The sequence below is a fragment of the Shewanella aestuarii genome (assembly GCF_014647215.1).
GTDB lineage: Bacteria > Pseudomonadota > Gammaproteobacteria > Enterobacterales > Shewanellaceae > Shewanella > Shewanella aestuarii.
Genome location: NZ_BMOT01000009.1, coordinates 39454 through 62690, shown reverse-complemented (window position 1 = coordinate 62690; position 23237 = coordinate 39454). Strand labels below are relative to the sequence as shown.

The window sequence follows — 23237 nt, the reverse complement described above, 5'->3', positions numbered from 1 at the left end:
TTTAATCAGAAAAATATCTGCTTAATTACGCACCTCTTGCCAATAAATAATCCGATCGTGGCCACGATATCGACCAAAAAATGCGCTTGCTTGAGGGTTAACCAGTAAATTGGGCGTGCTGGTATCATAGTTCCAATACCACTGCAGCCAACTATCAACAGCTAAAGGCGCGTTAACTTGGCCACGATACTGCTTAGTTCCAGTATTTTGCCAAAGCAATAATGTCTTTCCGGCCAATACTGTCGAACTATTACCTGTACGAGTCACAATTTCACCAGTGACTTTCGCCGGTGTATAGATTTCGGTGCCCGTCAAACTGCCATTGATAATGCTACAACTATCATTTGTATTTAACAGCCACTGACTACCATCCCAATATTGTGCATAGGTTGGCATGCGCAATATTTCATTTTCAGGCCCATAGGTATTGTCCATTAGCATACGACCATGGCGCAGATCTTGAGTTGAGATCCGCTTGGCATCACAGGTATTGGTTGGCGCAGTACAATTACCTGTGGTGTCGGCGCGCATGTCTGGATCGGCAACAAACGCAATGTTGGTATCATTATCGAACACCTTCACGCCGATATCTAATGCACTAAAAGGTCCATCAACATTCGGGGCAATACTTCTGGTAAATTTAGCGCGATAACTGGCATCAACCGTTGCCACACCCGCTACCCATGACGCCGCATTAACAGGTAAGCTACTGAGACGATTTGACAATTCAGTACCATTATTACTATTTTCACCCACTAACTGCGCCGTAGCTTTGGCAAAGCTATTCCGATAATTTTGAGTAACACTGTTAAAGGTATTAAAAGCGCTGATGTTCATTGCCATAGGAAACGCTTGGTCCATGTAACTGAACACGCCACAGGCAGGTAAAACACTCACACCACTGATGACAAATCTGTCTGGTACAAAACGGCCAATATTAACTGATCGTGCTAAAGGTATATTATAAAAACTTGAGCCTAAATAACTTGAAAGCGCTTTGGCGCTAAAGGTAAATACCCCAACCTCGCTGATTGATTGCGAAACCGTATTGGTATTGGTTGTCTGTGCCACATGGTTATAACTGATATTGGATACAGTACCTTGCACCCCACCAGAGATAGTAGATGGAGCCTCTACATTACTACCAAGAGCTATGCTGTTGTGAACATAATTAGGCGTGTTGAGGTTGATATTATTGCAATACCGACCTTTCAAACCATCAGGAGTAACTGGGGCTAAATCAGCATCAGAGTTCCAAGCTTTACCCTGAATGAGTAAGTTAAAAGACTCTCCGGCTTTTTTATACACACTACAACTGCTGTTGCCTGCCACACATTGAGCGCCAGCATCTTGCGGGGTAACACATAAACCTACCGGAAAACTCACAAAGGGATCATTACCTAACATGGTTAAGCCTTGCTCTGTGCCTGTGCCTGTATATCTCGCATCGAGTTGAAGCTGGCCAGCGTCCGGATAATTCACCGCAATTTTCGCCTGACCTAAAGCATCAAAAGCTAGTGCTATATTGGTTGCAGTCGCGCTTGTTTTACCCACACTGGTACCATTTACTGACACATTTTGGCCATTAATGGGTACTGAGGGACTGGTATAAGTGCTCCAAAAAGCGACATTTTTAGACACATTGGCAAAACTTGGAATACATTGCTTGGTAATATCACTCTTTTTAACCGCACTAACCACTATATCTGGCGCAGGTTTGTTGGCTAACTTATCGGGCACATCAAAAATAAAACCACTATCAGCAAAGGTTAGCGTGCAATTAGCAGCAGATGCAGCACTTCCAGCAATACGGCATAAGGTCTGACTGAAAGGTTTAGCACCAGGTGTTGAGCCAGTTACATCAACCACCACTGTGCCTACAGTATTGCGATTCAATTGCAGTGTAGTAGCGCCGCCACTAAAACTGACAACATTACCACCAACCCAGCCTCCTCCGCCTGTGACCGTTGCAGGGCTTAGCGTGGCGGTAACAAAATCTGGTACCGTTTGACTACAATCGGCATTGGCACAAGCTTTAAGGGTTAATGTTTCAGGGCCACAGGTTAACCCGCTGCCACTGTGGGTAAATTCAAAATGATCAATCACCACCCCAATCGGCCTTGAATCCAGCGCACAAATTTCGACGTTGTCTATTTCATGGTTGTTAGTCGCACCACCAGTTGAGCCGGTTAATGACAATAAAAAATCAGCAGGAATGGCCGCTTGAGTGCTAATAGCCGCGGCATTAAAAGCAGGAATGATTTCAACAAAACCCGAGCCAGTATTACGTTCAACTTTAACAATAGACTGACCGACAACTTTTGAATCAACTGTTATCCGATAACGATGTGCCGGAGTGACATTATTATTATCCACTAATGGGTTAAGGCAATTGCCGCCTGTATTTGTGGTGCCATTATTACAAGAACCTCGCAAATATGGGTAACCTTCAGTGCCTTCTCCAGAGCCTCGAACCGCAACCGACTGACGCCTTCTACCAGGACCTCCCGGTCCGCCCTCTGTAGAGAAGTTACCGTATTCGTCAATACCAAACCCTAACCAACCACCAGCAAAACCATTCACATTCGATCGCGCACCATAGCCCAAAGGGCCACCGTAAGCACCGGCCTGTGGGGTAACGGCTGCATCAGAAAGCACAAATGCGATACCATCGGCACCACTGCCGCCATAAGCATAGTGATCAAACTCAATTTCAACTAAATTGTTTGCTGCAGGAAATAAACGTTGGTAGGTGGATGACGTCGCTTGATTACCACGAGCTTCTGTAACCCGTAGGCGATTGTTCACTATTGAAGGGGTAAAACCACCGCCACTGTTTGATACCACCCAATCATTACCAATATCGGTACGTTGGAAATCATCAGTAAAACATTGTTTAATTTTAGTTAGTCGCTCAATAGCAACAAAGCTATAATTTTCCCAAATATGACCACGGTCAGAGTCACGATACGTATCTTCGTCCACGACCATACTGACCAAACTATTGGTTAACTGACAACGCCGTAGCCACCCACCATCGCCACCATTACGGCTATTCTTACCAGCGACTAATACCGGGGGAACAGTGAATCCGATTAAAGGTGTTGTGTAACCACACTGATAATTAAGATCTCTTACTCCACCTGCATTAAACGTCTGAGTTTGACCAAAATGATAATTGGTATTCTCACCACCTAACACCATAGCACCACTCCCCGATGCCACGGATAAGTAACCTATCGTCTCATTTTGTATTTGGGTATTATTTAAATTGCCTGGCTGACATTGGTTATTATTACTTCTGACCTCAGAAGTATCTAACGCCAACTCTATACCTGTTGAGGTAAATTGCGAGGTACTGGTAAACCAGCAATTATTATTGCGAGTTTGCAGTTGATTCAATAACACATCTTGACTAGCAGGTAAGGTTACTTGGGTGTAGGGTGAATTTGATCCGAATAAGGCCTGATTATAATTAACTGAACCCGCGATTAATTTGCTGCCATTAGATAAATCATGGGTTCCGGGAGTCACCGCAATCCAATGAATTTCAGGCATATTAATAGACGGGGTATATCGATTGCTACTATCTGCCGGTTCTTGTTGAGTCCAGGTAAAGCCCTGATCGTTAGCACTAGTCAAAAACACTGAAGCTGGGCCATCATTATTGCTGTTAGTTTGCGAAACCGTTGGCATCAAAAACACCAATGGTTTTACACCATTAGGAAAAGCCGAGGTAAATGTCACACTTGCGGTAGTCGCTTTACCATATTGGATATGAAAGGGTGCGGTGACAACTGAATCATTGATTTGACCGTTAGAATTAATTGCTAAATATCTGGAACTCACCCGCCCGTTAATAACTGAGTTATTATCTATAGTTAAGGTTTCATCACTATATACTCGAGCACCAATAATAGCGCCTGAGGTTAAATTTAAATTATTATAAGCAATCAGTTGTAATGCATTGGAGTAAGACGCATTAATTTTACCGCCATTTAACTGTGTGTAGGTGCCCAAAAAAATACGAGCATTACCTTGCAACACAATTTCTGAATTTTGATTTAACGTCAGCGAATTAATCCAGTAATCACCCGCAGGAAAGACTAACTTTGCCCCGCCGCCAACTTCAATACGCTGAAAACGGTATTCCTGCTGCGAAGCAGACATAGTTAGCGTACAGGCAGAATAAAGTGAAATATTACTGAATTGATTTTGGCCTGTATCCCCCAAAACAATATTTTGATTCGCGCTACATGAACCAACCCCGCCTCCTACGCCACTGCTAGCTCGGAAAGCATTATTCCCAACTAATTTTAGCCCTCGCTTATCTGCGCCGGTAACAGTACACGCACGGTTTCCACCCAAGGCGGTGTCGCAACTATTGTTTGGCAATCCTGAGCCGGCATTGTTTGAACAATACGCGAGAGCTTCTCCTAATGTGCCATTTATGCGTGCTCCGCCCTGCAAAGCAAGCTGAGGAGAAGCAATTTGATGGCAGCTATTATTATTGTCTTGATGATGACCCTGAGCCACTTTAGGCCAAATTAAAGACTCATCAATAACATCAAAAGCCAAAGCATGATTCATCATCATTGTACACACGATGAATGAACGAATAATAACGCTATAACATCCCTTAATTTCCACGGGCTTCTACCTCAACTTGCCTTTGTACCCTCAAACAGTTGCTAGTGCTATCGCTACCACAGCCTCCAGTTTCACAAACCGCTTTACTGTTTATTCGATACTGAGTTAGCGTGCTAACCGTTGCACTGCTGCAGGTAATATTGACACGACAGCCATGAAACCCCACTTCATTTAAAGGAGGTGTCCATATGGGGTTAACATTGGCGCACGTCGCTGCGCCACCATTTAACGGAAACAACTGAGCCAAGGCCGCATCTGCACCACTATTGGCACTATTTAACGCTCTTGCGCCCCACACTTCCATTGAAATAGCTTCATCGCCATCAGCAACAATGCGGATCAAACTACCAGCCAGCATAAACATCACAATCAGCACAAAGATACCAATCACCAGTGCGCTTCCGTTTTGTGAACTTTTCATCGATGATTTAAGGAACATTGATCACCTGCACCTGATGTTGATACTTAAATGATTCGCCATTCACACTAAAACGAGGTTCAACATGCACTATCGCATTTGTTATTAAACTTGAAGGCGTTAACACTATTGCCGGTTCAACAAGCAAGTTGTTAATAATGTTTTGCGCCATTATGACCCCATTAGCCATTATAGATGGCGTGGGCTGATCAGCACGATAACCATAGTTTGCATAGCGAGTTAAGTCTGAAGTGCCATTGGTTTGTTTTTCAACGCAATAGCTGATGGGCTCAGCAACTAAAAATAGCCGTTTTAGAGGTGAGTCTTCAGTAAAACGCACTGAGGCTGCTAAAGTTAGATCCACTTGGTTACCGATTGTGGTAACGTTTGCAATCAAAAAACGTTTAGCGATACTGCCTGTTGGATTATAAATCTCAGTTGCCGTTAACGGGTAAATCATCGCCCATTGTCCGGCTACAATGGTTTGATTGGTTGCTATGGCACTAACTGTATTACCTGCGGCAGCTGGTGCTATTGGCGCGCTCACATACGAGGTACTTGCTGCGATAGGTACAAACTCAATACATTGATAACTGCCATCACTAGCCGTTATTAACCTTGCTGAATTAGGTAAAGCGCTGCGGATGTCTCTTGTCATGCGCTCAACCCCAAAGCGGCTTTGACTTAACACTTGATCGACCGCACTGGATTCAACAAAAATACGCGTGCCAAAAATCACAAAACTGCTAACGCCGACCACAATTATCCCTAAAATAAGAATAACCGTCACCATTTCTACTAACGTAAAACCGCCTAGCTTTGCCCCTTTAGATTGAGTAATCATTCGCATTAATAATTACTCCTTACGGCTTGGTACTTAATCACTTCACCACTAGGCGTAGTGACATTGACCGAAATCAGCTTAGCTGCCTGAGTGGTAGCGTTGACATACTTCACTTCAACACTCAGACCAAAATTAATATAAATCGCAGCGTAAGTTTGGCTTGAGTTGAACATCAATGAATTGATATTCAATCCATTATAATCATCTACATCATTATAATTGTCACGTCCTTCACCATCAGGTCCTAAGGTTGATGAACATGGTACTAATGGAGTGCCAGTATTACACGCTGGTACTCCACCATTAGGATTGGTTTGTTGATCATAGCGTTTACCCCAAATCTCATTCATCACAGAATGGGCTAATTCAGCAGAACGCATCCGGTGCAGAGACTCAACGGATCTGTCGGCCTGCGGAAAAAACATCGATGTCATCATCACAATAGCGATGCTGATCACTAACATCCCCACGACTAATTCAATCAGTGAAAAGCCTGTATGACGCCGATTAAGCGACTTTGAGTGCGAGCGCACTAAACACTGCAACGGCTGACTTAAACGACTCGAGTTATAAAGCATAAATATAACCCTCAGACTCGACAGCCACTTTTAAAATGTCATCCGCATTAATATTGAAACACGCACCAGTACAACTGGGTGACAGCATTCGACCTAAGCTGTCAAAAGTGATGTTAAATGACTGGCTAGCCGATGCTATTAAACTGATGGAAGCCCCGCCACTATAGTTTTGTACTGCCTCAGTGCGAACAAGGGTGGCGCAGCTATTACCTACGCGAGCACTATAATGGCGTAACTGATAACCGGTTGCAGTCACATTAACCTCATAGCATCGGTCGGTATTATTAAGTGCTCTTAATTGAGCTTGGCGGAGTTCTGAAATGAATTCATTGCGCAACGTGTATGCACTAAAGCTCGAACTGGAAAAAAAACGCGGCAACACCACAACCGAAACAATACCTATCAGTATTATCGTAGTCACAAGCTCGACTAACGTAAAGCCTTTTAGCCTTGATATTGAGCGATTAAAATCCATATTACCCTTTCGATAAATTCCGCAAAAAATAGCAATTAGCACTTGATAGTATGGCAAAATCTTTAAGTATTTGTCTGCCTATTTTATTATTGAAAGCACAAATCTATGTTGACAACAAACCTACTCCAAAAAGCAATCTAGTCCAGTAGGTAGCTTATTTCGATTTAATGCTTACATGAGTAAGAATGATTTTATTGCTGTTTAGCAAAGCTTAATAGTAAGTCGTCAGAATGATGATTTGTAGGTTTTTCTATAATCTTGCCCAAAAGCAGCAAGCCCTCCCTGCTTACGAACTGAATCGCAGGTATAAAAAAGCCTGCAAAAATGCAGGCTTTCATTACAGACTCAAACTACTTATTTAGCACTTAGATGCATCAGTTTCAGCAACATAAATAGGCAATGCAGTAGCTGTCGCTTCTGTATAAGTAAGCTTACATGCAGCTGGAGCACCTTTCTGCCAAATTTCAACGGTTTTAGGCGTACCAGCGTTCGCTTTAATAATCCATTCAGCTGTTCCAGTTGTCGCCGTTGGTGCGCCATCGGCACCCGCGTCAAACACAACGTCTAATGCTTTCTGTAAATCAACCTGAAGTGCATTAGTATAACCGTACTGAGTTGTTATCGTTACTGGTGCAGCAGTTGTACCACCGATAGTAACAGTTTGGCTTGCTGCTTTTTCTTTACCAGCTAAAGCCGCTTTTGAATAAACTAAAGTATTACCGCCTTGAATAGCCGCTTTCATACCCGCTAACGCAGAAGCACGCGCATCGCCTTGTAAATTAATAAACTTAGGCGCAGCCGTTACTGCTAAAATACCCAGAATAATGATCACAACCACTAATTCAATTAGGGTAAAACCTTGTTGTTTTTGCATAACTTTTTGCATATAAACCTCTTAAAAGTAAATCTAGAACCGCTTAACTATTGTTATATTTGATTATATTCAATAACACAACAATAAAATGAATTAGTTGTTAGTGAAAGACAGCACTTGGCCAGTACCTGGGTTATAGGTCACACCTTTAGCACCAATTGTGGTTAAATCAGGGGCAGGTGTGGCAATTCCTGTAGATTGATCAACGGTTAGCGATGCGATTTGATGATACACACATAGGTCTATACCAGTCACATTTGTGCCGTTGATACTTATCGCTGAACCGCCAACATTATCTAATACTCTGACAGTATAACGTTGGTTGCGTGCATCTTGAGTGTAAAGTACGTTACGGGGCGCACTTTGCAATACACTGTTAAATACTTCCTGACATGTAAGGTCTGTCATAGAGGTCACATCAGTATTGCTCACACCTGTTGGAAAACCAAAACGAGTATCTAGCGATACACTGGTGCCATCTAATATCACCGAGGTATTGCGACGCCCATCAACTTCCCATTGTGCTCTTACAAAGCCTACTGCTGTTGCCAAACCACCAGAAACGCCATCTACACTGGCATTTTCAGCATCGTCAGTCACGTTTAAAAAACGTGGAATGGCAGTCGCGGCAAGCAAACCGAGGATCACAATAACAATCACTAGTTCGATTAATGAAAAGCCTTTTTGATTCAACTTCATAAGTTATGCACTCTTTCAATTGTTCCATATATTTCACTTGAAACATAGCATCACACTATATTTCGCATATATCTACTAATATTAGCAGCTTATTGATATTTGCTAAAATTTATTTGGTATTTGTTTCATCACCTTGAAAAAAAAGTATCCTGCCTGTTGAGAATTGGTAACTGAGACTGGTGGAGTCTTCTGCCAAATATCGGCAAACACGGGTATCGTCATGGTAACTAACCTCAATGTTATTAAGCTGTGTGGCTAATAATTGATACCATAAACGTTCACAACCTTTAATATCTAAGCTATTAATCACCGGCCAGCCTTGATTTGATAGGCGAATCCAGTTTTCCGTTGCCACTAGCTGGACATCTAATTCATCCGATGATGATAAAATTGGCTGTGCAGTCATTGACGTTGCCAACGGGTTAGCTTCACTCTTTGGTGCTATTTGCGTTTTTAGCTGTATTTCGGGCGCCATGCTTGGCCAATTCAGTAATAACTGCTTTGGCCTGCCTGTAGACAACCATCGACTTTTTATCATGGCATTAATATTGAGAAGCCGATTATGCTCAAGCTCTAAGCTTTTACTGGTGATGTTAGGTATTGAATTAAAATGCCGCATTCCCAACACCGCCAGTATTAACAACAGCACACCAATAGCAATGATCCGTCCGTAGGCCTTTATGAGATCGCCCTCAGCCTGTTGTTGCTTTAACATCTCAGGCCCTTAAAGCAAAAGGAGTTCAACTCGCTACCCCTGTCCCTTAACCACGTTTAACATATCCCACATTGGCAGATAAATACCTAAGGCCAAAATCAGCACAATGCAAGCAACAAAGCCAATCAAAATCGGTTCCAGTTTTGCGGTAAGATTTTTTAAATCGTAATCAACTTCACCCTCGTAAAAATCTGCCGCGTCGGTAAGGAGTTGATCAATTTGTCCAGTTTCTTCACCTACTGCCACCATTTGTAATACCAAGGGTGTAAACAATTTACTTTGATTCGATACCCTTAACATTGACTCGCCAGATTCTATACCGCGACGCATGCCAACTATTTTGTCATGCATATAAGCATTGTCGACAGCATCTGCCACTAAGCTTAATGCTTGTGTCATTGGCACGCCTGCACTTAACATCATAGAAAAACTGCGACAATAACGTGACAAGGTTGAACGCTCAATGATCGAGCCGACAGCGGGAATGTGTAATTTCCAGCGATCCCAAGTTTTTTCACCTTTTTCACTATGCAGCCAGTAACGAATCCCCACAATAATCCCAATCAGCCCAACTAACATGTGCGGCCAAAAATTGACAAAAAGATCTGAGGTGGCTATCAAGATTTTAGTCGCCCAGGGAAGATCTGCTCCAAAACGGGAAAACATCGCGGCAAACTTAGGGATCACCATAATATTTAAAATTACCATGGCAATAGCGATGGCTATCAACACAAATATCGGATAACGCATAGCCGACTTAATCCGACGACGGGTTTCCTGCTCTCGTTCGATATAGCCAGACAACTGGATAAACGCATCTTCTAATTTACCGGTATTTTCACCCACATGAACCATAGAAATAAACAACGAATCAAATACATCTGGATGTTGGTTCATGGCTGATGACAGCGGTCTACCCGCTGTTAATTGGGTTGATATATCATCAAGCGCTTGTTTCATTCTCACTGAATGGGTGGTTTCAGATAAGCCCGCTATAGCACGAAGGATTGGAATGCCAGATCGCGTTAATGAATACATTTGCCGACTAAATATCTGCAACTCTTCCAACGAGACTTTACTGCCTAACAAACTGGCCACTGAAAAAGTTTTTGTTGGTTTAACTTCTCTTAATTCAAGCGGAATAATGCCACGGCTCATCAAGGCATCAGCAGCGGAATTCTCATCCACTGATTCTAGTTGCGCGGTCACAGCCTGACCTTGCGCATTTCGACCTCGATAATAATAAATCGGCATAGTTACGCCTCAATCGTTTGTTGGTTTATCACATCTTGTGATAACGGTATCGAAGACTCTGTCACATCTTCGACAAGCCTAGAAACTTCTTCAATAGTGGTTGTGCCCTGGAACAAATACTCCATCGCCGATTTGGCTAATGGCACAAAATTTGGACTTTTTAACGCCGCTCGGGCAAAGTCTTGCGGATTACCGGTTCGCATAGCATCAATCATGCTTTCATCCAGCTCTAATATTTCAAAAATGCCGATACGACCACGATAGCCAGAACCATTACAACTTTGGCAACCTGTACCGATTTTAAAGGTGGCTTGGGAAAAATCTTCTTTTGATACGCTTTTTAACCAACCGGTTTCTGCCGCCGTCAATTGATAATCTACGCTGCAATTATGGCACACGCGGCGCACCAAACGCTGGGCGATAATCACCCGCAAAGCACTGGCTACCAAATAACTGGCAGCGCCCATATCAAGTAAACGCAGGGCACTGGTGACCGCATCATTAGTATGCAAAGTCGATAATACAAAGTGACCGGTTAATGCGCCTCGCAAACCAATTTCTACCGTTTCTTGGTCGCGCATTTCCCCGACCATAATAATATCGGGGTCTTGGCGTAAGGTGGTACGTAAAACGTTGGAAAAGTTTAAGCCAATTTTATGGTTTACTTGCACTTGGTTTATACGGGGTAATTGATACTCCACCGGGTCTTCTACCGTAATAATTTTACGGTCAGCGGTATTTAGCTCGCTTAAAATACCATACAAGGTGGTGGTTTTACCGCTACCTGTGGGCCCGGTAACGAGCAACATACCGTGGGGGCGTTTAATTTGTTTACGAATTCGGGCGACGATATGAGGCGGCATACCTGTTTCATCTAAAGTACGTAAACCGGCAGTCTGGTCTAATAAACGCATTACCACTGACTCACCATGGTAAATAGGCATAGTAGACATACGCACATCGACTTTATGACCTTTGACTTCAATATGAAAACGGCCATCTTGGGGTAAGCGTTTTTCTGAAATATCTAAACCGGCCATTAGCTTTAAGCGCAATACTAATGCGGAAGCAATATTCACTTCATTTAAGGTATTTTCATGCAATTGGCCGTCAACACGCTGCCTGATCCGCAACACTTTTTCACCGGGTTCAATGTGAATATCCGATGCGCGCATTTGCACTGCATCTTCAAATATTGATTGCAGTAACTTAACCACGGTTGTTTCGTTATCGCTGTCACCTTGGGTTAAATTTGCCAAATCAAACATGTCGTCTGCGGCGTATTCTTCTTCTAGTTTTCCAGCAATTTGAGCAATTTGATCGGTGCGACGATATAAATTATCAAAAGCGTCTAACAATTGCTGTTCTGGGGCCACTGCAATTTTTAACTGTTTGGGCGCTACTAGTACTTCTAAGTTATCAATGGCCTGAAGGTCGGCGGGATCACTCATGGCCACCAGCACGCTATCTTTGTCACTTTCAACCACTAAAGCTCTATGTCTGCGTGCTTGTACTTCGGGTAATAAATTGACGACTTCTGGCGCGATCGGCCGACGGCTAATATCCAGAAATGGCAAATTTAGCTGTTGTGATAAAAACTTCAGTAATTGGTTTTCACTGATACTATTTAAATCAATTAACGTACGCCCAAGTTTTTTACCCGTATTACGTTGTTCAGATAGTGCCTGCTGCAATTGCACTTCTGAAATAATCTGCTCTTGCACTAAAAGATCACCTAAACGCATCTTTAACTTGGGCTTCATTGGTTTTCTCCTAGTTGTACTAAACGCTGCTTTACAAACTCAATCGCGATATTCGATAAGCCTGGGTAATTTAATGCCGAACGATAAGCTGCGGCGGCTTTAACATATTCCTGTTGAGAGTCTAGCGCATAAGCTAATCCCATCCACCACCTTGCTTGGGTCGATTCGATTGTCAATAATGCACGATAAGCGGTTTCAGACAGGCGGTATTGGGCTGTCTTTTGTGCAATGTCGCCTTGAAACACCCATTTTTCTTTAGCAAACTCACTGTTATCATCAATATAACTTAATGAAACTAATGCCGAGTGATATTCTTGCAGCGCATTCTCAATATTGGCCTGCATTAAATAAAACTCCCAATGAGTTGGAAAAATACTTATACCACTCTCAAGTTGCAACAATGCGGCATTGATCTTATTTTGACTATAATAAATTTTCACCAATTGTTTACGCGCTGTGTGTAAGCTAGGGTCTAAAATAATCGCCTCTAAATATAAGCCTGTAGCCTCATCAAGACGTTTGTCATTTTCTGCCGTTTGCGCTTTTTTAAATTGCACCAGCGCAAGTTGAGTTTTCGAAAGCTTCACTTCAGTGACTTCCATCCGGCCATGGTTTTTATTATCCCGCACGCCTGAATCGACATTAGGTCGACTGTTTTTTTCAATATCGTTGCTCACAGGATGAGTTGGAATTGCTTTAACGAGGTAGTCTTCCCCTTGCGTATCGGATTGATCGGCCATGTTTGATGAAGGCAAAACACTAACTTGGTCTATCTTAGCGCTAACAGCACTGGGGTGATTCACCATAGTTTCGCTAATTTCGTGGTGGTTAGGCTCATTAACAGCGACTATTTCTACGTTTTCACTCAAGTTAAGTTGCTTTAAATTTGGCTCTTCAACCTGTTGTATTACTTCATTATTCGTATCGGGATTATGACTATTTTGTTCCGCTAATACAGTGTTTTGTGAGGGTGAAATAAGCGTATTGTTAACAACAGGGCCACTATCTGCTGATCCTGCATCAGATAATGGGTCAATTGTTGCAACATACACGACCTGATCAGCTTGATTTAATAAGCTAAAACCAATCCATATTATTGGTAGCAATATCAAGACGACTAACCATGACAAACGTGATTTTTTAGGCGCATCGACTTTGCTGCTAAATTCAAGTTTAGGACGGATAAACTGGTGCGCTTCCTCTTTCAAATTACCATCTTCATTTTGCTGGCGTTGCTCTAAATCTTGCAGCATTTTATTTATAACGCTCATAACCAGTCACCTAATTGAGCAAACCAATGGCTGCAACATGTTGCCGAACTTAATTGAATTACGGCAAGAATACTTAATGTAAAACCAATACCCACAAGCAACCACTGCAATGATGAGAATGTTGGCTTTTTGATATGCTCACTCACATCATCTGTGTCTTTGATAGCGGTACGACAATGCACTAATGAAACATTTTTGGCTCCTTCACCAAAGGCCAGCAATAATGATTTGTGGGCTAAAATATTAACTAAACGAGGAATTCCACGTGCTGCATCTGCAATCAATTTAGACTCTTTAACATTGAAAATCGCTTTGCCTTGAAAACCCGCAATGTTTAGCCTGTGATTCATATAAGCTTGAACTTCATCCCAATTCAAGGGCCTGAGATGATAACTAAAGGTAATACGTTGCCTGAGTTGGCGCAGCTTAGCTTGCTGTAATCTTGCATCTAATTCTGGTTGCCCAAACAGCACAACCTGCAATAGTTTACGGCTTTCGGTTTCGAGGTTGGTAAATAAACGTAATGCTTCAAGACTGTCATCGGGCAGTGCTTGCGCTTCATCAATCACCAGCACCACTTGAAAACCCTGTTCATTCAACGTCAATAATCGCTCATGTAGCAAACGGGTTAATTGCTGTTGGTCGAGTCTTTCTTCAATATCAATGCCCAAATCAGCGGCAACAGCCCAACGCAATTCTGCTGGGGATAAATAAGGATTTGGAATATAAGCACAGTGGTAATGTGACGGTATTTCATTGAGCAGTTTACGACAGACTAAGGTTTTACCTGTGCCCACCTCACCGGTGACTTTAATAAAACCTTCGCCCGTCTCAAGTGCCATTTGCAACACTTGCAGCGCTTCTACATGTGGCGCTAATCCGAAGAAAAAACCCGTATTAGGCGTCAATGTAAAAGGCAACTGCCGTAAACCAAAGTGTTGCAAATACATAACTACTCAGTTCCTTCCGCAGTATTACTGTTGCTGGGTAGGATACCAACGCTCAATCAAGTCTTGTGAGCGCTTAAGCTCATTCTTCCAGGTATCTTCACCCACCACTGTCGGTTTTAACATGATAATTAACTCAGTTTTTCTATTAGCACGACTGCGATTAGTAAACGCTTCACCAATAAACGGAATGTCGCCAAGCAGTGGCACTTTTGAAACGATTTCAATGTTGTCGCTCTTCATCAATCCACCGATCACCACCACATCACCTGATGCTGCTTTAATAACCGTATCAGACTCACGAATTTCACTTTGCGCTAATGGCAACTCTAATGTTGAATCGCTGACTTTAATGGCTTTAGTTTGCTCTTTAACGTCAATAACTGAGGGATGTACATGCAATAAAACATTACCAGACTCATCTATTTGCGGGGTCACATCCAAGGCAATACCGGAGAAAAATGGGGTTAGCTCAACTTGTGGTGTAGTAACCGGAGTTGTTCCCGCGACTGTGGTTGATGAAACATCAGTCACAAAATATTCATCATTACCGACTTTAATTACCGCTTTTTGATTATTGGAAGCTGTCACCCTTGGGCTTGAAAGCACATCGACATCGCCTTGTGTATCTAGCAAACTGATCATGGTAGTAAAATCTGTCCCCTTAACATTAATGGAGGTAACACCCCCTATAACACTGGTAATTGGATTACTAAGCCCTTGTCCCGCACCTGTACCAAAATCAATATTGGTACTGCCTATATGACCAACAACGCTGTCCCATTGAATACCTTGTTGATAGGCATCTGATAGGGTGACTTCAATAATTTTTGCTTCCAAAATAACTTGGCGATGCAGATGTGATTCCGCTTTTTCAATAAAGTAGCGAACCTGGCGTAATTCATTCGGGAAAGCTCGAATGGTGACTAATCCGGCTTGCGGAGTCACCACCACCTGACGCCCGCCACCCGTTTCACCGATAATTGCGGTTAAGGTTTCTTTTAACTCGCCCCAAAAATCCGTTTTGGTTTTAGAGCGAATGAAAGTGCCATTAGTATTATCACTGCTATTGTTACTATTAGAATTGCTGTTGTTGCTACTGTTACTTGAATTATTGTTATTAGAATTACTATTCGAATTGGAATTGGAATTGGAATTACTATTGTTATCAGAAATACGTCCCGAGCTAACGGATGTTAACGAGAGTCCCTCACGTTCCATATACAAATAATTCAATGAGAATGTTTCGGTGCGCATTCCGGCAGGAAATATCCGTAATACACGCCCTTCTCGACTCACCTCATAGCCATAAATATCTTCTACTACCTGAATCGCTTCTGCCATAGTGACACTTTTTAAGGACAATGAGATAGTCCCCTGAACTTCTGGATGAACCGCGACACTTAATGGCGTTCCTTCAACCAATGAAGGGAAAAACACTCGCGCCTCTACATTATGAGCAGACACATCAAAACGACGTTCTGCCGGCAAAGAAGCTGCTGATGCTCCCATTGTATATTGGCCAGTTAATTCACGTTGCACATCTGAAGGCATGACAGCTGGCGGTGGAGCCACCGTTTTTGGAATTTGTGCTTGGACGAGAGATTCGTTAATGGCATTTTTTGAATCACTCGGATCAGGTCGATTAGTCGTTTGACATGCCATCAAACTCAACATCAACAGAGGGGTAATATAGTTTGTCGTTTTCATTATCGTTAATGTCCTATCTCTGTGTTACCGACTGGAATAATTGGAGTTTACGGCCATCAGACAAGCTCACGTGGCTTTTACCAATCGATACAATGCGCACACCTTGCACGCTATCACCCACTTTCATAATTTTGTTATTGATTACTGCATAGGATGACGCGCCATTAATGACGCTATTGAGTACCAAACTTTGTTGAGTATTTGCTACTGCCTCACTTTGGTAAGTTTGGCTCGGCAATGTTGGATCTCGAAGCGTCTGTCCTTGTGCGGCAAAAGTCAGCGACAGGGAAAGAAAGCCTAATGAGAGGTAAGGATTAATCTTGTTTAGCAACACTGATAAAGTCCCTATTAATGCTTAATGTGTATAATTCTAATTCAACTTTGGCTGTTGGATGCTTTTCTACTTGATAATCTAATCGCTTCCAATACAGTTTATCTGGCATAGATTCAATGGCTTTAATGAAATCTAACACCGCAAAATAATCACCTTCAATAGCCAACTTTATGCCATGACTATATAGATTCATTTTTTGTTGTTCACCATCGCCAACTTGCAATAACGCCACTGGCGCAATTGAATTAAATGAAAGCAGCTTAATTCCTTTGTCATTAGACAACAGATTAGCCAATACGGTTGGCATATAATCTGCTGGCACCATATCGACCATCTGAGCGTTAAGTTCGGCATCAACCTCACTCATTTGCGCATTAATCAATGTCAACCTTTGTTGGTAATCAGCGTTGGGGTCTAACGTGAGGCGTTGTTGATATAAGGCGATTTGTTGCTCAGTGATGCTACTTTGTTGTTGGATAGCTTGTAAGCGTTTCTGAGCCTTACTGTTTTCGAGCCATTTAGCTTCAAGTGGCATTAAAGCTAGCATACCGATAACCACAATAGTGGCAACAGCAATCAATAAACGTTCACGCTGACTTAAGCCATTAAATTTTTGCTCAAGTTGCTGCCATTGTTGCTTCATTTAGCAGCCTCCTTGTTTGCCTGGATACTGGTTAATTTAAAGGCTAATGGTTTATCTTCGCCTCTATCCATTGTCATTGCCGCAAAGGCAAACCCTTTTAGAGTATCCGCTGTTTTTAAGCGTTCAATCCATCGTGGAATGCTGGAGGGTTGTTGGCCAAAGCCTTCAAATTCAATTTGTTGTTCATTAAAATGAATGCGGCTTAACCAAACCGTTGCATCGGCTACGGTGGCCAAATCGGTCAACATTGGCGAATAGCCCTGACTGATCAATGCGGTACGGTTTTCCAGTTCAGATTTCAGTAAACGTTTTAGGGTTAATCTCTGTTCCTCTAACTCGACTCTAGCGACTAGATTTTGGTCTGGAACCCGTTGTGAAATTTGGACTTCTAAATCGTCTTTCTGTTTCACTAAACGGTTATTTTTTTGTTCCGCTTGGGTGACATTATTTTGAATGTTATAAAGCTGATAACTGCCCACAAGGTATAAAACTACCGTTAAGCTTAATAAGACCGCCACAGATATACAGAGCGACAGAAAATTTACTCGCTGCTTTGGCGGTAATAATGTGGCGCTGTAGAGATTAACCTTAGTTTTAATCACGCCTCACCTCTTGAAAGCTCATTAAAAGCTAATCTGGCTAGATAAGCTGAAACACCCTGATGCACAATAGCTTTTACTTGTTGATTAAAGTTAGCTGCAACTAGCTTCACTAAGGTTTGTTGCTGACCTTCTGTTAATAAATTAATAGTAGATACCGGGGCTTGACGTAACTGACTTTCAAAATAATCCATTGAGCGTTGGATCTCTAAACTCAGGTTGTCCGCTAATCCATAGCTTAACTCTTCATCTTTAGCTTTATGCAACTGATTAAAACCACGTACACGCCTTTGCATGAGCAGCTCACCCGCCTTTATCACAGTAAATAATAGCTCTTCATCTGGTAAGTGAGTCACCAGCATGTGCGCCATTTTATCTTCATCAAATAATGGCGTTAACGCCAACTCTTCAATATTAATTCCGGCAATAGTAAAGCCAAGTTCATCACAGGCAGTTGCTAGCGCTACCAACTTATCTCGTGCAGTAACCACTACGTTAACTTTTGAATTAGTCGCTACCGTTGACTCAAAATAATCGAGGTGAATATTCGCAACGGGTTGCGCCACCATATCCTTAATGGACCAGAGCAGTGCTTGGCATATTTCAGCGGGGTCAACATTGGGTTTATCGGCTTGCAATAATTCGTAATATGCACTTGAAAGAACAATTTGCAGATGCGCGGCACCAAACTGATGTTTTATGGCATTAAAAGTGGTTTGAAAATCATGGTTGATTAAATCGAATTCAGTAAATGACTCTGATTGTGCTTTTTTCTCGGCTTGATACACCCACACAGAGTTCGCGCCAACATATACCCCAAGTTCCCCAGAGTGAGTTGAAGTACGCCAAAAAACTAATTTATTCAAAAAACCACTATTCATTTGCAAGCCTTTTACGAACTAAAATGGTGCCGATGTTAAACATACTGATACTGCGGAAAATACATTAGTGTGGATGAATCAAATAGTCATCTTTACATACACGATAAAGCGCTGACACACTTTTAAATAGCCATTTCAGATCAAGTTTGTAATCTCTCATACCCATTATCGAAAAATGTCATTGATATGTCATCAACACATTTCCCAGTTTAACCGCTAATATTTTAATTTTATAGAAAAATACTAAAAATGAGCTATTTAAATAAGATAGATGGCTCATCTCAGATAAACAAGTTTAAACATAATTTGATGCCAACAAAGCCTTGCGTTTAACTCAATTTACACAAGGGTTATCTCGCCGAGAAATGGACCTTGTGCAGCACTGACGCCCAATATTTTCAATGTTTGCCATTCTTCTAATATTTCAACACCTTCAGCCATAACCTGCGCTTTGGAACGTAAAAGCCCACCAATAAGACTACGAATATATAACTGATTTTCTGGTCGTTCATGCACCTGGCGAATAATCGAACGGTCTAATTTCACAAAATCAAAGTCATAGGTTTGAATATATTGAGTTCCTACGACTTGCTTACCAACATGATCGACACTCAACCTTGCCCCCATCTTAGATAACATGGTTAAGGATTTGGCCAACTGGGGATGCTGTTGATGTTTAATAAACACATCCTCAGACACTTCAAAAATCAGTCTTGTTGCTAAAGGTCGATGCTCAAGCAATGTCGATTGTATCCAACGGATAAATGCGCGACTGGTCAAAGTATCCATGCTTAAATTTATGCAGTAAATGGCATTATTTTGCGGCATAACATGAAATAAAACTTGCTCGACGATCATCCTCTCGACTTGTGGCATTAAGCCGCATTTATTGGCCATAGGAATAAACAGCGTCGCACGAATTTCATTGTTTTGATTGTCTCTAACCCGACTAAAAATCTCATAATGCAACAAGCTATTGTCACTTTCCAGTACAGGCTGATGTAACAAAAAAAATCGCTTGTTCACTAGCGCATATTCTAAAAAACTACGCCATCTAACAGAGCCTTTGGCGATTTCTTTATCAACTGCACCTTTATCGTACATAAACCAGTTATTGAGTCGTTGCAATTGAGCCGCACGTAAGGCCATTTCGGCTTCTTCAATAGTTTGTGAGGGTTGATCACCTGCTTTATAAAATGCAGCACCGATATGTAAGTAATTATCATGATTTGCAATTTGATGATGTTTAACCAGAAGACAGCGACGAAGTAACCTGTCCGCCAATAGATCGGCTTCGGCAAGTGATAGTTGTGGAACGACCACCGCGAGTTGTAACCCACTACGTCTTGCAAAAATCACATCCGTATAATCGCTCACTAACGGAGGAATAATCGCAACAATTTGAGTAATAAATGCTCTGTTTTCTTCGATGTCTGCTTGCACATTCATTAATGCATCATCATCAAACTCAAGCAAAAAAACCACGCCATAAGCCACCATTTTGTTGTCATTACTTAATGCGGCTATTCTATTCTCAAAATAAAGTCGATTACCGATTTCTGTCACTGGATCAAGAAAGGTATTGGCACGAATAAACTGATCTAAGCGACCACGTTCTTGTTGAGCATCTTCCAGATCATTGATTAGTTTTGAAATTGCTCGATTAATTAACCTAGGCCGTCCTTTCACTGCCGTTACTTTTGCGCCTTGAATATCGCCATCTAAAATCAATTTACTGCGGATGGCTAACAGCTCAACGCCATCTAATTCCTGGGTGAACCATCGCAATCCATATCGGACAAAACCCACAATCGCACCCAACCCTATGAGTAAAATAAACAATTCATAGCCACTGAATTGATAACTATTTAATGGCGATGGCAATTCAAATGTCACAGTCAAAGAGGTTTGGGGGTCAATCACATGATGATAAAAGGTTAATCCTGTGGCGCGACTCAGTATATCGACATCATGGGAGTACAAAACTTGTTGGTCTAATAACAATTGAAATTTTTCTACATGATAAGCCTTTAATACCGCAGGTAACCAAGTATCTAATTGCTCCGTACCATGCTGTTGATAGTGGGTCACTATCATAGATTCAAGTTCAGCCACTTTATTTTGTTGGAAGCGATAAGTGAGTTGCACAAAGCTCATGAGTGCACATAATAAAAAAACAAAGGCGACAGCAGCCAGAGAAACTAACCAGAAGCTGGTTAACTTTTTTGTGAGAATTTTAGTCAGCTTCATCTATCCGCTTTCCTGCTGGACGTTATTAATGACAACTCAAGTGATACAGGTGGCTCGAGGCGACGCATTTGTTATCAAAGTTGACGTTACCCCTTAGCATTACGAACCACGACCACGTATTTTTTCTCGAAGTAGGTTTGTCGCATATTTGGGCATAACCCTGGTGCTTTGATAGCCATTGCCCATCTACAATTGAGGTTTGCTATTGTTGAGGTTCAGTATACCTAACTATGTGGTTATTGTTCTGTAAACACTATGGCATTGTTAATAAAAATTAAAAAGGGGCCGAAGCCCCTTCAATACGTTGATATTTAAATACGCTAAAATTTGTAATTGCGTAATTAATAAACTGGCAATGTGGTGTTCTTTGCAACACCTGAATCAATTGCAGCTTGCGCCACAGCGCGTGCTACATTGACTAATAATCTTGGGTCCATTGGTTTAGGCAACACATATTCAGCACCAAAATTTAACGCGCTAACATTCGGGTAAGCCGCTAACACATCTTCGGGTACAGGCTCTTTAGCTAAATCAGCAATCGCATATACAGCCGCTAATTTCATTTCATCGTTTATCACTGATGCCCTTACATCTAGGGCCCCACGGAAAATAAACGGAAAACAAAGCACATTATTGACCTGATTAGGATAATCACTGCGTCCTGTGCCCATAATGAGATCCTTACGGATGCTATGGGCTAGCTCAGGTTTAATTTCAGGGTCTGGATTTGAGCATGCAAAAATAACCGGATTAGGCGCCATCAACTTGATGTCCTCTTCCGTCAACAAATTAGCTCCCGACAAACCTAAAAAGGCATCCGCACCATCAATCACATCCTGAAGGGTGCGCTTATCTGTATTATTTGCAAATAAGGCTTTATATTCGTTCAAATCATCACGACGGGTATGAATTACCCCCTGACGGTCAAGCATGTAGATATTTTCACGCAAAGCTCCGCATTTAACGATCATCGTCATACAGGCAATTGCCGCAGCACCTGCGCCTAAACAAACAAATACAGCCTCTTTGATATCTTTACCTTGAATCTCAAGCGCATTTAACATGCCCGCAGCAGTAACAATCGCGGTACCATGTTGATCGTCATGAAACACTGGAATATTGCAACGTGCGATCAGTTCTTTTTCAATTTGAAAGCATTCTGGCGCTTTAATATCTTCAAGATTAATACCACCAAATGTATCCGCTATCGCTTCTACTGTATTAATAAACTCTTCTGATGTGCGGTGCTTTACTTCGATATCAATAGAGTCAATGTTCGCGAAACGCTTAAACAGTAATGACTTGCCTTCCATCACAGGTTTTGATGCCAAAGGACCTAAATTGCCTAGTCCTAGAATAGCGGTGCCATTAGAGATTACAGCAACGGTATTGCCTTTATTGGTATAGCGATAAGCCGTTTCAGGGTCGGCAGCGATCTCACGCACAGGCTCAGCAACGCCAGGGCTATATGCTAAAGCTAAATCATGGCTAGATTGAGCGGGTTTAGTTAAACAGACGGCAGTTTTACCTGGTACGGGAAATTCATGATAGTCGAGAGCTTGTTGGCGAAAATCTGACATTTTATCAATCCTGAGTGCGCTATATAGTGACATAATCTAATAACTGCTGAATTATCCAGCAGTGGAAAATGTTAACAATACGCTAAAAATAACAGGATATAAATCAAAAACTCAAACTTTACCCACCTATCCGACCATTGAAAGGCATAAGCAACGTAATAGTAACTTATCATTTATGAGTTATTTAAAATCAACAAGTTAAAAATGTAGTAAAATAACAAATATTTTTGTAATTTAGTGCAATTAACCGAGTTTTACGGCTTAAATGTTAGTAAAAATAACAACAATCTAACTTTAGTACACTAGACTATTATTTATAACTAAAAAGTCAGTTTTCATCTCTGCAGAAAACAAAAAAGGCGCCTAAGGCGCCTTTAAAATAATTGCACAAGCAATTACTTTTTACCAAGCATACCAAAACGCTTGTTGAACTTGTCGATACGACCACCGGTATCAACGATCTTCTGAGTACCTGTGTAGAATGGGTGACATGCACCACATACGTCCAAGTGCAAATCTTTCTTTGCAGTTGAATTAACTTTGATTACGTTACCACAAGTACAAGTTGCGGTGATTTCTGCGTACTCTGGGTGAATACCTGATTTCATTGGGGCTACCTCAAATTGAAGGCCATGTCGCTATCACAACCCGAAGTTGGACACCACATGCAGTTAATAAGAATATGTTTAGGCGCGAGATAATACAGTGTCTTTAAGGCTTTCACAAGCGGTTATTTTCACCACTTTCGCCAC

The 23237-nt window shown here is 41.8% G+C and carries 20 protein-coding genes; all 20 read right to left on the bottom strand.

Going from position 1 to position 23237, the window contains the following annotated elements; all coding sequences use genetic code 11:
- Window positions 1-21: 21 nt before the first annotated feature.
- Window positions 22-4596 (bottom strand): DUF6701 domain-containing protein, encoded by a 4575-nt coding sequence (locus tag IEY03_RS13355; protein ID WP_188842524.1) that lies wholly within the window; start codon window positions 4594-4596, stop codon window positions 22-24.
- A gap of 43 nt (window positions 4597-4639) precedes the next feature.
- Window positions 4640-5089, bottom strand: a complete 450-nt coding sequence (locus IEY03_RS13350; RefSeq protein WP_188842522.1) for an MSHA biogenesis protein MshP — start codon at window positions 5087-5089, stop codon at window positions 4640-4642.
- Window positions 5079-5918, bottom strand: a complete 840-nt coding sequence (locus tag IEY03_RS13345; protein WP_188842520.1) for a PilW family protein — start codon at window positions 5916-5918, stop codon at window positions 5079-5081. The genes IEY03_RS13350 and IEY03_RS13345 overlap by 11 nt, the downstream gene beginning before the upstream one ends.
- Window positions 5918-6490 (bottom strand): prepilin-type N-terminal cleavage/methylation domain-containing protein, encoded by a 573-nt coding sequence (locus IEY03_RS13340; RefSeq protein WP_188842518.1) that lies wholly within the window; start codon window positions 6488-6490, stop codon window positions 5918-5920. The genes IEY03_RS13345 and IEY03_RS13340 overlap by 1 nt, the downstream gene beginning before the upstream one ends.
- Window positions 6480-6965, bottom strand: coding sequence for a type II secretion system protein (locus IEY03_RS13335; protein WP_188842516.1), 486 nt, complete (start codon window positions 6963-6965; stop codon window positions 6480-6482). The genes IEY03_RS13340 and IEY03_RS13335 overlap by 11 nt, the downstream gene beginning before the upstream one ends.
- Before the next feature lie 358 nt (window positions 6966-7323).
- Complete coding sequence (locus IEY03_RS13330) at window positions 7324-7839, bottom strand: prepilin-type N-terminal cleavage/methylation domain-containing protein (RefSeq protein WP_188842692.1); 516 nt, start codon at window positions 7837-7839, stop codon at window positions 7324-7326.
- A gap of 93 nt (window positions 7840-7932) precedes the next feature.
- Window positions 7933-8538, bottom strand: coding sequence for a prepilin-type N-terminal cleavage/methylation domain-containing protein (locus IEY03_RS13325; protein ID WP_188842514.1), 606 nt, complete (start codon window positions 8536-8538; stop codon window positions 7933-7935).
- Window positions 8539-8647: 109 nt separating this feature from the next.
- Window positions 8648-9253 carry a hypothetical protein gene (locus IEY03_RS13320; protein ID WP_188842513.1) on the bottom strand — a complete coding sequence of 202 codons (606 nt, stop codon included), beginning with the start codon at window positions 9251-9253 and terminating at the stop codon, window positions 8648-8650.
- A 33-nt stretch (window positions 9254-9286) separates the two neighbouring features.
- The gene (locus tag IEY03_RS13315) at window positions 9287-10507 is read right to left on the bottom strand and encodes a type II secretion system F family protein (protein WP_188842511.1); all 1221 of its coding nucleotides are present in this window, start codon (window positions 10505-10507) and stop codon (window positions 9287-9289) included.
- A 2-nt stretch (window positions 10508-10509) separates the two neighbouring features.
- Complete coding sequence (locus IEY03_RS13310) at window positions 10510-12270, bottom strand: GspE/PulE family protein (RefSeq protein ID WP_188842509.1); 1761 nt, start codon at window positions 12268-12270, stop codon at window positions 10510-10512.
- The gene (locus IEY03_RS13305; protein ID WP_188842507.1) at window positions 12267-13541 is read right to left on the bottom strand and encodes a tetratricopeptide repeat protein; all 1275 of its coding nucleotides are present in this window, start codon (window positions 13539-13541) and stop codon (window positions 12267-12269) included. Before IEY03_RS13305 ends, IEY03_RS13310 begins: the two co-directional genes overlap by 4 nt.
- Window positions 13538-14491 carry an ExeA family protein gene (locus IEY03_RS13300; RefSeq protein WP_188842505.1) on the bottom strand — a complete coding sequence of 318 codons (954 nt, stop codon included), beginning with the start codon at window positions 14489-14491 and terminating at the stop codon, window positions 13538-13540. The genes IEY03_RS13305 and IEY03_RS13300 overlap by 4 nt, the downstream gene beginning before the upstream one ends.
- Before the next feature lie 24 nt (window positions 14492-14515).
- Window positions 14516-16198 (bottom strand): pilus (MSHA type) biogenesis protein MshL, encoded by a 1683-nt coding sequence (mshL, locus tag IEY03_RS13295; RefSeq protein WP_188842503.1) that lies wholly within the window; start codon window positions 16196-16198, stop codon window positions 14516-14518.
- A 13-nt stretch (window positions 16199-16211) separates the two neighbouring features.
- The gene (locus IEY03_RS13290; protein WP_188842501.1) at window positions 16212-16532 is read right to left on the bottom strand and encodes an MSHA biogenesis protein MshK; all 321 of its coding nucleotides are present in this window, start codon (window positions 16530-16532) and stop codon (window positions 16212-16214) included.
- Window positions 16513-17175, bottom strand: a complete 663-nt coding sequence (locus tag IEY03_RS13285; RefSeq protein ID WP_188842499.1) for an MSHA biogenesis protein MshJ — start codon at window positions 17173-17175, stop codon at window positions 16513-16515. The genes IEY03_RS13290 and IEY03_RS13285 overlap by 20 nt, the downstream gene beginning before the upstream one ends.
- Window positions 17172-17777 carry a PilN domain-containing protein gene (locus IEY03_RS13280; protein ID WP_188842497.1) on the bottom strand — a complete coding sequence of 202 codons (606 nt, stop codon included), beginning with the start codon at window positions 17775-17777 and terminating at the stop codon, window positions 17172-17174. Before IEY03_RS13280 ends, IEY03_RS13285 begins: the two co-directional genes overlap by 4 nt.
- Window positions 17774-18655: a biogenesis protein MshI gene (locus IEY03_RS13275; RefSeq protein WP_188842495.1), complete on the bottom strand. Its 882-nt coding sequence runs from the start codon at window positions 18653-18655 to the stop codon at window positions 17774-17776. The genes IEY03_RS13280 and IEY03_RS13275 overlap by 4 nt, the downstream gene beginning before the upstream one ends.
- 339 nt (window positions 18656-18994) lie before the next feature.
- Window positions 18995-20905, bottom strand: a complete 1911-nt coding sequence (gene csrD / locus IEY03_RS13270) for an RNase E specificity factor CsrD (RefSeq protein WP_188842493.1) — start codon at window positions 20903-20905, stop codon at window positions 18995-18997.
- Window positions 20906-21246: 341 nt separating this feature from the next.
- On the bottom strand, window positions 21247-22485 hold the full coding sequence (locus IEY03_RS13265) for a malic enzyme-like NAD(P)-binding protein (protein ID WP_188842491.1): 1239 nt from the start codon (window positions 22483-22485) through the stop codon (window positions 21247-21249).
- Window positions 22486-22880: 395 nt separating this feature from the next.
- Window positions 22881-23093, bottom strand: a complete 213-nt coding sequence (gene rpmE, locus IEY03_RS13260; RefSeq protein WP_188842489.1) for a 50S ribosomal protein L31 — start codon at window positions 23091-23093, stop codon at window positions 22881-22883.
- Window positions 23094-23237 lie beyond the last annotated feature (144 nt).

Coding starts and splice junctions, on each gene's coding strand:
- IEY03_RS13355 (WP_188842524.1), bottom strand. CDS start 4,596: ATGATGATGAATCATGCTTTGGCTTTTGATGTTATTGATGAGTCTTTA.
- IEY03_RS13350 (WP_188842522.1), bottom strand. CDS start 5,089: ATGTTCCTTAAATCATCGATGAAAAGTTCACAAAACGGAAGCGCACTG.
- IEY03_RS13345 (WP_188842520.1), bottom strand. CDS start 5,918: ATGCGAATGATTACTCAATCTAAAGGGGCAAAGCTAGGCGGTTTTACG.
- IEY03_RS13340 (WP_188842518.1), bottom strand. CDS start 6,490: ATGCTTTATAACTCGAGTCGTTTAAGTCAGCCGTTGCAGTGTTTAGTG.
- IEY03_RS13335 (WP_188842516.1), bottom strand. CDS start 6,965: ATGGATTTTAATCGCTCAATATCAAGGCTAAAAGGCTTTACGTTAGTC.
- IEY03_RS13330 (WP_188842692.1), bottom strand. CDS start 7,839: ATGCAAAAACAACAAGGTTTTACCCTAATTGAATTAGTGGTTGTGATC.
- IEY03_RS13325 (WP_188842514.1), bottom strand. CDS start 8,538: ATGAAGTTGAATCAAAAAGGCTTTTCATTAATCGAACTAGTGATTGTT.
- IEY03_RS13320 (WP_188842513.1), bottom strand. CDS start 9,253: ATGTTAAAGCAACAACAGGCTGAGGGCGATCTCATAAAGGCCTACGGA.
- IEY03_RS13315 (WP_188842511.1), bottom strand. CDS start 10,507: ATGCCGATTTATTATTATCGAGGTCGAAATGCGCAAGGTCAGGCTGTG.
- IEY03_RS13310 (WP_188842509.1), bottom strand. CDS start 12,270: ATGAAGCCCAAGTTAAAGATGCGTTTAGGTGATCTTTTAGTGCAAGAG.
- IEY03_RS13305 (WP_188842507.1), bottom strand. CDS start 13,541: ATGAGCGTTATAAATAAAATGCTGCAAGATTTAGAGCAACGCCAGCAA.
- IEY03_RS13300 (WP_188842505.1), bottom strand. CDS start 14,491: ATGTATTTGCAACACTTTGGTTTACGGCAGTTGCCTTTTACATTGACG.
- mshL (WP_188842503.1), bottom strand. CDS start 16,198: ATGAAAACGACAAACTATATTACCCCTCTGTTGATGTTGAGTTTGATG.
- IEY03_RS13285 (WP_188842499.1), bottom strand. CDS start 17,175: ATGAAGCAACAATGGCAGCAACTTGAGCAAAAATTTAATGGCTTAAGT.
- IEY03_RS13275 (WP_188842495.1), bottom strand. CDS start 18,655: ATGAATAGTGGTTTTTTGAATAAATTAGTTTTTTGGCGTACTTCAACT.
- csrD (WP_188842493.1), bottom strand. CDS start 20,905: ATGAAGCTGACTAAAATTCTCACAAAAAAGTTAACCAGCTTCTGGTTA.
- IEY03_RS13265 (WP_188842491.1), bottom strand. CDS start 22,485: ATGTCAGATTTTCGCCAACAAGCTCTCGACTATCATGAATTTCCCGTA.
- rpmE (WP_188842489.1), bottom strand. CDS start 23,093: ATGAAATCAGGTATTCACCCAGAGTACGCAGAAATCACCGCAACTTGT.